The following is a 12,771-nucleotide window of genomic DNA, read 5'->3' as shown; positions in this document are numbered from 1 at the left end:
ACAAGGTCGACCCGGCCCCCACCGCGTCGAAAAGCTAGACTAGTGTGGTGACCGGCACCGTGCAGAGCAAGCTCTTGGCCGGTTGGTTCGACCCTGCCGCGGTTTTTACTGCGCTGTATGCTTTCGACCGGTATTCTTTCTGGCTCGATGCCGGACCGAGGGCGCGCACCGGCGTCAGCTACCTCGGGGCGGCGTCGCCCCGGTCTCGTTTCGTCACGGCCTCGGTGATGGAGGGAACGGTCACCAGCACATACGTTTATCCGCAGGATGCCCCGCCTCCGGTGAGCACACACGAGACCGTCTTCGAGTTTCTGCGTCGCGACCTCAAAAGCGACAGCCCGCCTGCAGACGCTGCCTCGCGTCCGGATGGGTTTGAGCTTGGTTGGGTCGGTTGGCTCGGCTACGAACTGGGCGCGAACACCGTCGGTACACCCACGCACGAGTCTCGGTACCCCGATGCCGCACTGCTTGAAATAGACCGCATGATCCGGTTCGACCACGGTGACCGTACGGTGACACTCGTGGCACGAGCGAGTGCAGGCGAGACAGGAGCGTCCGTCGCCGACTGGTTCGACCAGATCACCGCAGCGCTACCGGCGACCCAGACGGTGGACCGCGTCACACCCCCGCCGACTCGCGCTTCTCTGCTGCGGGCATCCGCTGCCCCAAGGTGGCGTCACAGTCCCACCGACTATGACGCCCTGATCGAGACCTGCCTGGCTTTCATCGGCAACGGCGACGCGTACCAACTGTGCCTGACCAATGAGATTCGGGTGCCGGGCGAGTGGCACCCGGTTGAAACCTACGGCCGGCTGCGAACTGGCAGCCCCAGCCACCATGGCGGTTTGCTGCGCTTTGGTGACGTGGCGCTGCTGAGCGCGAGCCCGGAGCAGTTTCTGCAGGTGAGCCGGGATCGACGCATCCGGACCAAACCGATCAAAGGCACCCGGCCACGCTCGAACGAGGCAGCCGAAGACGAACGGCTGAAAGTCGAACTCGCCAAAAGCGACAAAGAGCGCGCCGAAAACCTGATGATCGTCGACCTCATGCGCAACGACCTCGGACGAATCGCCGAGCTCGGTACCGTAGCCGTCTCCAGCCTGCTGGCGGTGGAGAGCTACCCACACGTGCACCAACTGGTCAGCACCATTGAAGCGCTTCTGTCACCGGGTATCACGGTGGTCGACGCCATTGAGTCGTGTTTTCCGGCCGGTTCCATGACGGGTGCCCCGAAGCAGAGCGCGATGACGATACTCGACGCGCTCGAACAGGGGCCGCGGGGGGTCTATTCCGGGGCATTCGGCTATATCGGGCACGGCGGCGTGGCCGACCTGGCCATCGTCATCCGCAGCATCGTGCTCGATATCGAGGGAGCCAGTATCGGAACGGGTGGCGGAATCACCACCCTCTCGATCGCCGCCGACGAGATCGAAGAGACCCGAATCAAGGCGGCCGCGCTGCTGGCGAGCCTCGGCATCGCCGCGCCCTAGTAATCTAGACCGTGCATACGTGCGCTTCATCGCGCGTGCGCCCGAGCGAATGCTCCCGCATCGATCATGTACAACCCCTGCAATGAATGAGAGTCACGTGGCACACGAGCATGACAGCGTACGCATTGACGCGCGCGACGAGAGCGACGAAGAAGTGTACGACTTCGCGGCGATCCAGGCGAAGTGGCAACCCATCTGGGAGGAACTCGCCCCGTTCAAGACGAGCGCCGAGGGCGATACCCGCCCGCGCAAGTACGTGCTCGACATGTTCCCCTACCCCTCCGGCGACCTGCACATGGGCCACGCCGAGGTGTACGCGCTCGGCGATGTCGTCGCCCGCTACTGGCGCCACCAGGGTTTCAACGTGCTGCACCCAATTGGCTGGGACTCCTTTGGACTGCCGGCCGAGAACGCCGCCATCAAGCGGGGCATCGACCCGCGCGGTTGGACCTACGACAACATCGCCCAGCAGAAGAAGAGCATGAAGCTCTACGCGACCAGCTTTGACTGGGACCGCGAACTGCACACGAGCGACCCCGAATATTACAAGTGGACCCAGTGGCTGTTCCTGCAGCTGCACAAGAAGGGGCTCGCCTACCGCAAGGACAGCTGGGTCAACTGGGACCCGATCGACCAGACCGTGCTTGCCAACGAACAGGTACTGGCCGACGGCACGAGCGACCGCAGCGGCGCCGTCGTCGTGAAGAAGAAGCTCACCCAGTGGTACTTCAGGATCACCGACTACGCCGACCGCCTGCTGGATGATTTGAACCAGCTCGAGGGCACCTGGCCGGCCAAGGTGCTCAACATGCAGCGCAACTGGATCGGACGCTCCATCGGAGCGGATGTCGACTTCGCTATCGAGGGCCGCACGGAGCGCGTCACCGTGTTCACGACCCGTCCCGACACGCTTTTCGGCGCCACCTTCATGGTCGTGGCGCCAGATTCTGACCTCGCTGCCGAACTCGTCGCCGAGGCCACGCCTGACGTGCAGGAGGCGTTCCAGGACTACCTCCTGCAGGTGCAGCGCAGCACCGAGATCGAGCGTCAGGCCACTGATCGGCCCAAGACGGGCGTGTTCCTCGGTCGCTACGCGATCAACCCGGTCAACGGCGAACGCCTGCCCGTCTGGGCCGCCGACTATGTGCTCGCTGACTATGGCACCGGCGCGATCATGGCTGTGCCGGCCCACGACCAGCGCGACCTCGACTTCGCCCGTGCCTTCAACCTGCCCGTGCGGGTCGTCGTCGACACCAACTCTCCGGCCACCGGCATGATCCCGGTGATTACTCAGGGCATGCTCGACGGCACCGAAGAGCTGCCAGAGCTCGACCCGCTCAGCACCGGCATCGCGCTGGCGGGCGAGGGCCGCCTGATCAATTCGGGCCCCCTCAACGGCCTGAGCAAGATCACCGCCATCAAGCGCATCATCGAGCAACTGACCAACGACGGGCTCGGCCGCTCCGCGAAGAACTATCGCCTGCGCGACTGGCTCGTCTCCCGCCAGCGTTACTGGGGCGCGCCAATCCCCATCATCCACGGCGCCGACGGCACCGAGATTCCGGTTCCTGAAGATCAGTTGCCGGTGTTGCTGCCGCCCGCAGAGGGGCTCGATCTAAAGCCGAGGGGAACTTCGCCCCTGGGCGGAGCGACCGACTGGGTCAATGTGCCGAACCCGATCGACGGGACTCCGGCGACACGCGACGCCGACACCCTGGACACCTTCGTCGACAGCTCCTGGTACTTTCTGCGGTTTTTGAACCCGAGTGATGACACCAAAGCCTTCGACCCGAAGGAGGCCGAGAAATGGGCACCCGTCGACCAGTACGTCGGCGGTGTCGAGCACGCCATCCTGCACCTGCTCTACGCGCGCTTCATCACGAAGTTCCTGTTCGACGAAGGCTACGTGAGCTTCACCGAGCCCTTCACCGCGCTGCTCAATCAGGGCATGGTCATTCTCGACGGTGCCAAGATGAGCAAAAGCCGCGGCAACCTCGTCTACTTCACCGAGGAAGTCGAACGCCACGGTGTCGATGCCGTACGCCTCACAATGGCCTTCGCCGGCCCGCCCGAAGACGACATCGACTGGGCCGACGTGTCTCCGGTCGGTTCGGCCAAGTTCCTCGCCCGCGCCTGGCGCGTCGCGCGCGACGTGTCCAGCGCGCCCGACGTGGAGTGGAAGACCGGTGACGTCACCCTGCGCCGCGTCACGCATCGCTTCCTTGCGGATGCGCCCGGCTTGGTGGAGTCGTTCAAGTTCAATGTCGTCGTGGCACGCCTGATGGAGCTGGTCAACGCCACCCGCAAGGTCATCGACACCGGTGCCGGTTCAGGGGATGCCGCAGTGCGTGAAGCCGCCGAGGCCACCGCCATGGCGCTGAACCTCTTCGCGCCCTACGCGGCCGAAGACATGTGGGAGCACCTCGGCTACGAGCCGTGCATCGCTCTCGTGCCGTGGCGCAAGGCCGAGCAGACCCTGCTCGTGCAGGAGTCGGTGACGGCGGTCGTGCAGGTCGATGGAAAAATGCGTACCCTGCTCGAAGTTTCGCCGAAAATCTCCAGCGAAGACCTGGAAAAAATGGCGCGGGACGCCGCTGCGGTCATCCGTTCGATCGGTGATCGCGAGATCATCAAGGTGATCGTTCGCGTGCCCAAGCTCGTCTCGTTCGTCACACGCGCCTAGCGCGACACGACTGACCCGTCCCGGTCGATCGCGCGTGATCGACCGGGACCTTCTCCACAAGTCTGGGCCGGCTGAAGGCATCCACAGATGGGGCAGTGCAAGGCTAGCGGATGCTGTGCCCGGCCTAGCGTGCGAGCATGCAGCCTGATTGTTCCCCGCTCGACCTCGACCGCCTTGCTCCAGCCGCCCGCTATCGTCCTCGACTGCGGGTCGGCGTCGGAGCAGCCGTCGTGCTGCTGCTGCTCGCCCTCGTTGTCGCCGTCATCGTGTCCGCCGTCGGCCAGCAGGCCGGGCAGCGCACGGTCGGGTCGGAAGCGTCGATCACCTCGGGTAGCAGCGCGACATTAGAACCGTTCGACGTCGGAGCGGGGGCGAGCGCCCTTCCCGGCCAGGCGATTGCGACCGACACCGGTGTCACCATCTTTGTGCACGTTCTCGGAGCGATATCACGGCCCGGGTTGTTTCAACTATCTGACGGCGATCGGGTCATGGACGCGATTGCTGCTGCCGGTGGTTTGACAGCGGAGGCCGATCCTGCGGGCGTGAATTTGGCGCGCCTCCTTAGTGATGGCGAGCAGTTCTATGTACCCCGACAGGGCGAAGTGCCACCGGAACTCCCCGCAGCGGTCGGCGGCACTGGGGCCGGCGGCACTGGGGGAGCTAACGCGAAAGCGCCCAAGGTCAACCTCAATACGGCCGCCGTAGCCGACCTGGACTCCCTGCCTCGGATCGGTCCGACCATGGCCCAGCGCATCCTGGACTATCGCACGAAGAACGGCCGGTTTACGAGCATCGACGGGCTGCGCGACGTCGCCGGGATCGGCGATAAAACCTTCGAGGCGCTCAAAGACTTCATCACGGTATGAGCCTCGATCTGCGGCTTGCGTTGCCGGCACTGGCCGTGTGGCTGACCGCCGGCCTGCTGATCGGCGCGCCCACCGTGGCCGGCGCCGTCGCTGTGACGCTGTGGCTAGTAGCCGGCGGCTGTATCGGCGTACTGCTGATCGGCCGAATGGCGCAGCGCATCGGGCGGCCGACAGCGCCGAGATCCAGGCGCAGGCAGACAGCGTGCGCCAGCGTGCTGCTCTGCTGCGCCGGCGCGGCGCTCGTAGCCACCGCCGTCGCCGCGTGGGCGCCGGTTCGGCTGCCGCCCGAGGTGCGCGACGCCGCCGGGTCGCACGCGCCGGTCACCGCGATACTCACTATCTGGTCGGTTCCGGTTGCGACCAAAGCCTTCATCGGCAGTGGAACGTCGGGACGGGTGCGGTACAAGGCCACCCTGACCCAGATCGACAGCCGCGGCACGACCGCGCACGTGTCGAGCCCGGTCGTGGTGTTCGCCGAAGCAGCCAGGGCCGGAACCGAACCAGAAATCGGATCGATCCTCCACGTGCGCGGCACGCTGCGCCTGACTGAGCTCGGTGATGCCACGGTCGCCCTATTATTCACCACCGAAACGGCGCGTGGTATTGCGGCGCCCCCATGGTGGTTGCAGTGGGCCAACGAGCTGCGAGCCAGGTTCAGGGCGGCCGCGACGAGTCTTGCCGGCGACGGGGGTGATCTACTGCCCGGACTGGCTATCGGTGACACGAGCGCGGTCAGCCCCGCGCTTGATGCCGCGATGAAGACCAGCTCTCTCAGTCACCTGACCGCGGTATCCGGAGCCAATTGCGCGATCATCATTGCCTCGATCATGCTCCTCGGCGGCTATCTCCGGCTGCGCCGCTCCTGGCGCATCGTGCTCTCGCTCCTGACGTTGCTCGGCTTCACCATTTTGGTCACCCCGGAGCCGAGCGTGCTGCGCTCCGCCGTGATGGCCACGGTGACCCTCGCCTCGATTGGGGCGGGACGACCGGGTCGGGGCGTGCCAACCCTGTTGTTTGTTGTGATCGGCCTGCTGGTGAGCGATCCGTGGCTGGCGCGCAACTATGGGTTTGCGCTCTCGGTGCTCGCGACCGCCGGACTCCTCGTGATCGCCGGTCCGCTGTGCCGCGTACTCAGTCAGTGGATGCCATCCGCCCTCGCCGCCCTCATCGCCATCCCGCTCGCGGCCCAGCTGGCCTGCCAGCCGGTCCTGATTCTGCTGAGTCCCAGCCTGCCGTCCTATGGGGTTCCGGCCAATATTCTGGCTGGCCCGGCCGCGCCCGTCGCGACAGTGGTCGGGCTGATCGCGTGTCTGGCCTTACCGGTGCTGCCCGGGGTGGCGTCCGGGCTGCTCGCCCTGGCCTGGACCCCTTCGGCGTGGATCGCCGCCGTCGCTCAGGTGGTGTCGACCCTGCCGGGTAACCGATTGCCCTGGCCGGGCGGCGTGTGGGGGGTGCTGCTGCTCGCCGTCGGGACCGTACTCACCCTCATCGTCGTGCTGCGCGGGCCGGGCGCCCGACCCGCGCGCTGGCCGGCGGCAGTGCTCGCCGTGCTCGTGGTCGGCCTGGGCGGCTACGCGGGGTCGTTGATCGGCACCGGAATCGGCCGAGCGGTGTCGTTTCCATCGAATTGGCAGATTGCGGCGTGTGACATCGGCCAGGGCGACGCCGTGGTCGTGCGCGACGGCGACGCCTACGGTCTCGTTGACGTTGGGCCAGACCCCAAACTGTTGAGTACCTGCCTGGCCACTCTGGGCATCACCCGCATCAACCTGCTCGTGCTCACCCATTACGACCTTGACCATATCGGCGGGGTCGACGCCGTCATCGGGCGCGTCGACACCGCCCTCGTCGGTGTGCCCGAGAATGCCCAGGATGAGAGCCTGCACGCGCGCCTCGCCGCGGGCGGAGCTGCAGTTCGGCAGGCCGCGCGCGGTGATTCCGGCACGCTCGGCGGCCTGCACTGGAACATCCTCTGGCCCATTCGTGGAGCGACGACCATGCAGGTTGGCAACCCGGGAAGTATCACGATCACGTTTGACGGGCGGGGCATCCGTTCCATCTTCCTCGGCGACCTGGGGCAAGAGGCACAGGACGTTCTCCGCCGCGTGTCACCGCCGGGACGGGTCGACGTCGTCAAGGTGGCCCACCACGGTTCGGCCGACCAGAGCCCGGAGCTGTACGCGGAACTTCGTGCTCGCGTCGGCCTGATCTCGGTCGGGGCGAAGAACACCTACGGTCACCCCACGAACAAACTGCTCATTATTCTCGCGTCGGTCGGCACCCTGTCGGCGTGCACCGATCAGGAGGGGATGTCGGTCGTCGCGCCGGGAGCCAACGGCACTCTCGTACTCTGGACGGAGAAGGTCGCCGCCCGAGGTCCGCCCGGGTTACCGCCCGCGGTTTCGGTCTCTCCGTCTGCCACGGCCGCATCGGTCGGCGCGGCACCCCACGCGGCAGCTCCGGTCGTCCGTGGTGCGGGTTAGGCTGGTTTTACACCCGCATCAATCCCAAGGAGATCGCTTTGGCCGCACGACCCGCCACGACCGGCTCCCGCACCGGCAAGGCAGCGCCTGCGCGATCGAATAAGGGCACTGTCATTCCCCAGCTCGGCTGGCATGAGGTACGTCCGGCTCCGATCGTGCTCGTCTCCGGCACCGAAACGTTCCTCGCCGAGCGAGCCATCCGTCAACTGCGCGACTTTCTCAAACGTGAAGACCCGAGCCTTGAAATCAGCGACGTGCAGGCCGACAGCTACGCGCCGGGTGAGCTGCTCACCCTCGCAAGCCCGTCGCTGTTCGGCGAGCCGCGGCTGATTCGGGTCAGCAATGTCGAAAAATGCAGCGACATTTTTCTGGCCGAAGCGCTGGACTACCTGGAGAACCCGGCCGAGGATACCTACGTCGTACTGCGGCACGGCGGGGGAGTGCGCGGCAAGAAACTCCTCGACACCATCCGCGGCGGTCGGGGCGGCGCGATCGAAGTCGTCTGCAGCGAACTCAAGAAAGACACCGAGAAATACGAGTTTGCGTCGAACGAGTTCAAGACGGCCGGCAAACGCGTCACGGTCAGTGCGCTCCGCCAGCTCGTCGCAGCGTTTTCTGACGACCTGGCCGAACTGTCCGCCGCCTGCCAGCAGCTCATCTCTGACGCGACGAGCGAGGTCACCGAAACCACGGTCGATCGGTATTACGGCGGCCGGGTCGAAACGAACGCGTTCAAAGTAGCCGACTGGGCCATCGCTGGCCGCAACGGTGAGGCCCTGGTGACTCTGCGCCACGCTCTGTCCTCGGGAGCCGATCCGGTGCCCATCGTCGCGGCGTTCGCCATGAAAATTCGCACCATGGCCAAGGTGTTCGGTGCCCGTGGCGGGTCAGCCCAGCTCGGCGCACAATTCGGCCTGGCCCCGTGGCAGGTGGAACGCGCGCAAAAAGACCTTCGCGGCTGGAGCGATGAGGGCCTTGCCCGCTGTATCCTCGCGCTGGCCGAAACGGATGCCGCGGTGAAGGGTGCCGGACGCGACCCGGTGTTCGCGCTGGAACGCCTGATCGGCGTGATCTCTCGTCGCGGCGAGCACTAGCGGTTGCCGGTGCATCGTAGTACCAGACTTCAGCGGTCGCCGGCGTCGGCAACCGTGATGCTTGCGCGGTTCAGGTAGAGCCACACTCCCTGCTGAAAACTCGGATTGCCGCACACCCGGCTGGCCACCCAGACCGGCAGCAGGGTCGACGAACTGGCCAGATCGGTCGGCTTGGCCAGGGCTTCGAACGATGACGGCAGACCCGGGCAGTATTCGAGTTGCACTCGCCCGGTGATCTCGGTGAACTGCACCGACACCGGCCGTTCGGCGGGCGGCGCCAGAATGCGTAGTGCTCCGAGCGCGGCGACGGCTAGCAGGGCGGCGACCGCGAACACCGCACCGAACCTCGAGAGTGAGCGGACGCGGCGGGCAACGCGCATAGGCCGCGCGGGTTCGAAATCTTCCGAGTCGTGCTGTCCGGTCACGGCTGCACTGAGGTAGAACAAGATTCCAATGATTAGAAGCACGATCGAAACCAGCGAGATCAGCAACTGGTCGCGCGTGCTGCTGGACACTGCATCGTTCGTGTGGACAGCCAGCCACACCGCGATGGCGAAGGCTGCGGCGCTGAGCAACGCGGCGACAAAACGAGCGTGCGCCCGCTGATGCGGGGCGCTTTCGGCGATGCTGAAACTGGCCGGTGGGGTGCTCTTCACCGCGTCAGTCTAGTGGGGTTGCTGGCCCAGCTACGCGGACTACCGAGTTATGCCGGGCCCCACGTCACGAACAAAAAACCCCCGCCGATCAGGCGGGGGTTTCTGTGCGACGAGGGCGTCATCCGCTCGCTGGGAGCCGAGATAATTTCCTCATCTGCAGGTGTCGATTAGACGAGTGCGGAAACGGCCTTCGCGATAGCCGACTTCTTGTTCGCAGCCTGGTTCTGGTGGATGACACCCTTGCTGACGGCCTTGTCGAGCTTCTTGGAAGCAAAAGCGAGACCGACGACGGCCTTGTCCTTGTCGCCGGCGGCAATCGCGGTACGAGTCGCGCGAATCGCGGACTTGAACTCACTCTTGACGGCCTTGTTGCGCTCCTGAGCCTTCTTGTTGGTGCCAATTCGCTTGATCTGCGACTTGATATTTGCCACGTTGTTTACGCTTTCGTTAGGTTCTAGTACGGACAGCCGCTCAGCGGGTAGAGGGCGCTCGAGCGGCGAAAATCGTGCGGGGTGGGACCCGACACGCAAGCCAACCACTAATACTATCAGTAATCGCCTGCACTCCAAAACCCGCCCCGGTCGGTTGAGGGATGGACGCGCCCAATAGAGCCGGCGCTACGGTAGTGACCGCGGCGGCCAGTCGGATCGGGCACGCACACGGATGCCGCGACCTCAGACCGGGCCCGGCCCCGCCGTCACCTGACCGGCGACCCGCAACAGAATCGTCGTGAAACGCTCGGGCTGGGCCAGGCTCGCCAGATGCGTTGCCCCGCGCACCACGACGACCTTCCCGTTGCGGCAGGCGGCGAGGAAGCGCCGTTCGTTCAACCGAAAATGATCGAGCGCGCCATTGACCAACCAGATCGGCCCCGGATACGCGGCCAGGCTGGCCAGCGGAGTTAGTGTCGAGGTCGCGCGTAGCCCGGAATCCATCACGTCGAGAGCGGCGCCGCCCGCGAGTACGTCGTGTGCTCCGGCGGAAGGCAGCATGAGGTGCACCATGGTTTCGTGCAGCCATAAACCCCGATCGGGCAGGCGATGAATCGAACGGGCCAGCAGTCGATACCCCTCGAGCAACATTCCCTTCGGCACGGCGCTACAGCCCGCAGCAACCAGCCCGGCCACCCGATCAGGGTGCTCTCCGGCGTACGCCACGGCGTAGTAGCCGCCGAGCGAGAGCCCGACCAACAGCGCCCGGCCGCCGAGGTCCGCCACCCCGTTGTCGATAGCAGCGAGCGCGGCCGGCACCGTGAACGGCTCGCTCATCCGCTCTCCATGGCCAGGCAGATCAATCGCGAGCACGGGATAGCCGGCCGCACGCAACCGCTCCTCTTGAAAACGCCACATCGTGGCCGAGGTACGGATGCCGTGCACGAGCAGAACCGGCACGGGGGCCTCGGGAATCGCCATGCCCGTGAGCCTAGCCAGCCGCGGGGCCAGTCAGCTGGGCGTCTGGCACGGGCTGTGCCCAACTGGCCTGATCAGCCCGGAAGGTTGGCCCAGCCGGCAGCACGCTGGTAACCGTCAAAGCGCGCAGTCCACGCCTGGCGGGACTAGCATGCTGGTGCAAAGTTGCCCTCCCGTTCGACGCCGCCAGTTGCGTCGAACGTCAACGCGCACCGAGCATGGAAGAATAGTGGAACTATGTCACCTCGAGCCCTTCACGCGCTGGAACCGGCCGCCACAGCCCCCGAGTTCATCCGCAACTTTTGCATCATCGCCCACATCGACCATGGCAAGTCGACGCTCGCCGACCGGATGCTGCAGATCACCGGCGTCGTCGACGAGCGTTCCATGCGGGCCCAGTACCTGGACCGCATGGATATCGAGCGTGAACGCGGCATCACCATCAAGAGCCAGGCCGTGCGCATGCCGTGGGAGCTGGACGGCGTCACCTACGCGCTGAACATGATCGACACCCCCGGCCACGTCGACTTCACCTACGAGGTCTCCCGCAGCCTCGCTGCCTGCGAGGGCGCTATTTTGCTCGTCGACGCGGCCCAGGGCATCGAAGCCCAGACTCTCGCCAACCTCTACCTCGCCCTCGAGAACGACCTCACGATCATCCCGGTGCTCAACAAGATCGACCTGCCGGCCGCCGACCCCGACAAGTACGCTCGCGAGCTCGCCAGCCTCATCGGGGGCAGGCCCGAAGACGTGCTGCGCGTGTCCGGCAAGACCGGCGCCGGCGTGCAGGAACTGCTTGACCTCGCCACCACGATGATTCCGGCCCCGAAGGGCAACCCGGATGCCGCCGCCCGCGCCATGATCTTCGACTCGGTCTACGACAGCTACCGCGGCGTCGTCACCTACGTGCGCATGATCGACGGGCACCTGAAGGCGCACGAAAAAATCCAGATGATGTCGACCAAGGCGACCCACGAGATCCTCGAGATCGGCGTCATCTCGCCCGAACCGATCGAGAGTAAGGGGCTCAAGGTCGGCGAGGTCGGCTACCTGATCACCGGCGTGAAGGACGTTCGACAGTCCAAGGTCGGCGACACCATCACGACGGCCCTGCGCCCGGCGACCGACGCGCTACCCGGCTACAACGAACCACAGCCCATGGTGTTCTCCGGGCTGTACCCCATCGATGGCAGCGATTACCCGGCGCTGCGCGAAGCCCTCGACAAGCTCAAGCTCTCCGACGCCAGTCTCGGCTACGAGCCGGAGACCTCCGTCGCCCTCGGTTTCGGGTTTCGCTGTGGCTTCCTCGGCCTCCTCCACCTCGAGATCATCACCGAACGCCTCGAACGCGAATTCAACATCGACCTCATCACGACTGCGCCAAGCGTGCCATACGAGGTCACCACCGACGACAAACGCACCATCACGGTCACCAACCCGAGCGAATACCCCACCGGAAAGATCGCCAAGGTGCTCGAACCCATGGTCAAGGCCGCCATCCTCGCGCCCAAAGACTACGTCGGCGTCATCATGGAGCTGTGTCAGAGCCGCCGCGGCACGCTTCTCGGCATGGAATACCTCGGCGAGGACCGCGTCGAGATTCGCTACACGATGCCGCTCGGTGAGATCGTGTTCGACTTCTTCGACATGCTCAAGGGCCGCACCGCCGGCTACGCCTCACTCGACTACGAGCCCTCCGGCGAGCAGGAAGCTGACCTGGTCAAGGTTGACATCCTGTTGCAGGGCGAGCAGGTCGACGCATTTTCTGCCATCGTGCACCGGGACAAGGCCTATGCCTACGGCGCTCTCATGACCGGGCGCCTGCGCAAACTTATTCCGCGCCAGCAGTTCGAGGTGCCCATCCAGGCCGCGATCGGCGCCCACATCATCGCCCGCGAGAGCATTTCGGCGATGCGTAAAGACGTGCTCGCCAAGTGCTACGGCGGTGATATCTCGCGCAAGCGCAAACTGCTGGAGAAGCAGAAAGAGGGCAAGAAGCGCATGAAGATGGTCGGCCGGGTCGAAGTTCCCCAGGAAGCGTTCATCGCGGCACTGTCGGGGGACATCGAGACGAAAGACAAGAAGTAGAA

Annotated in this window: 9 protein-coding genes; 6 read left to right on the top strand and 3 right to left on the bottom strand. The window is 65.4% G+C overall.

Going from position 1 to position 12,771, the window contains the following annotated elements; all coding sequences use genetic code 11:
- Positions 1–47: 47 nt before the first annotated feature.
- The 5 genes from CXY72_RS14570 to holA all read left to right on the top strand — a co-directional run bounded on the left by CXY72_RS14570 (position 48) and on the right by holA (position 8,616).
- Positions 48–1,490 carry an anthranilate synthase component I family protein gene (locus CXY72_RS14570; protein WP_104128591.1) on the top strand — a complete coding sequence of 481 codons (1,443 nt, stop codon included), beginning with the start codon at positions 48–50 and terminating at the stop codon, positions 1,488–1,490.
- An 82-nt stretch (positions 1,491–1,572) separates the two neighbouring features.
- Positions 1,573–4,173, top strand: coding sequence for a leucine--tRNA ligase (leuS, locus tag CXY72_RS14565; protein ID WP_104128391.1), 2,601 nt, complete (start codon positions 1,573–1,575; stop codon positions 4,171–4,173).
- A 137-nt stretch (positions 4,174–4,310) separates the two neighbouring features.
- Positions 4,311–5,039, top strand: a complete 729-nt coding sequence (locus CXY72_RS14560) for a helix-hairpin-helix domain-containing protein (protein ID WP_104128390.1) — start codon at positions 4,311–4,313, stop codon at positions 5,037–5,039.
- Positions 5,036–7,522, top strand: coding sequence for a ComEC/Rec2 family competence protein (locus CXY72_RS14555; protein WP_104128389.1), 2,487 nt, complete (start codon positions 5,036–5,038; stop codon positions 7,520–7,522). Before CXY72_RS14560 ends, CXY72_RS14555 begins: the two co-directional genes overlap by 4 nt.
- Before the next feature lie 38 nt (positions 7,523–7,560).
- Positions 7,561–8,616, top strand: a complete 1,056-nt coding sequence (gene holA / locus CXY72_RS14550; protein WP_146071195.1) for a DNA polymerase III subunit delta — start codon at positions 7,561–7,563, stop codon at positions 8,614–8,616.
- Between the two features lie 29 nt (positions 8,617–8,645).
- Here the strand turns inward: holA and CXY72_RS14545 are convergent, their stop codons facing one another.
- From CXY72_RS14545 to CXY72_RS14535, 3 genes are all read right to left on the bottom strand, one after another.
- On the bottom strand, positions 8,646–9,272 hold the full coding sequence (locus CXY72_RS14545; protein ID WP_104128388.1) for a hypothetical protein: 627 nt from the start codon (positions 9,270–9,272) through the stop codon (positions 8,646–8,648).
- Between the two features lie 167 nt (positions 9,273–9,439).
- On the bottom strand, positions 9,440–9,703 hold the full coding sequence (gene rpsT / locus CXY72_RS14540) for a 30S ribosomal protein S20 (RefSeq protein WP_092339797.1): 264 nt from the start codon (positions 9,701–9,703) through the stop codon (positions 9,440–9,442).
- Between the two features lie 243 nt (positions 9,704–9,946).
- Entirely contained in the window at positions 9,947–10,684 is a 738-nt protein-coding gene (locus CXY72_RS14535) for an alpha/beta fold hydrolase (protein ID WP_104128387.1), read from the bottom strand.
- A 234-nt stretch (positions 10,685–10,918) separates the two neighbouring features.
- Between CXY72_RS14535 and lepA the strand changes: the two genes are divergently transcribed.
- Positions 10,919–12,769, top strand: a complete 1,851-nt coding sequence (gene lepA / locus CXY72_RS14530) for a translation elongation factor 4 (RefSeq protein WP_104128386.1) — start codon at positions 10,919–10,921, stop codon at positions 12,767–12,769.
- The last annotated feature ends 2 nt before the right edge of the window (positions 12,770–12,771 follow it).

Source organism: Cryobacterium sp. Y57, from assembly GCF_002929505.1.
Classification (GTDB): Bacteria; Actinomycetota; Actinomycetes; order Actinomycetales; family Microbacteriaceae; genus Cryobacterium.
This window is presented reverse-complemented; position numbering and strand designations above follow the sequence as displayed.

Bases quoted from the DNA above. Each gene is read 5' to 3' on its own strand.
- leuS (WP_104128391.1), top strand. From the start codon at position 1,573: ATGAATGAGAGTCACGTGGCACACGAGCATGACAGCGTACGCATTGAC.
- CXY72_RS14560 (WP_104128390.1), top strand. From the start codon at position 4,311: ATGCAGCCTGATTGTTCCCCGCTCGACCTCGACCGCCTTGCTCCAGCC.
- CXY72_RS14555 (WP_104128389.1), top strand. From the start codon at position 5,036: ATGAGCCTCGATCTGCGGCTTGCGTTGCCGGCACTGGCCGTGTGGCTG.
- CXY72_RS14535 (WP_104128387.1), bottom strand. From the start codon at position 10,684: ATGGCGATTCCCGAGGCCCCCGTGCCGGTTCTGCTCGTGCACGGCATC.
- lepA (WP_104128386.1), top strand. From the start codon at position 10,919: ATGTCACCTCGAGCCCTTCACGCGCTGGAACCGGCCGCCACAGCCCCC.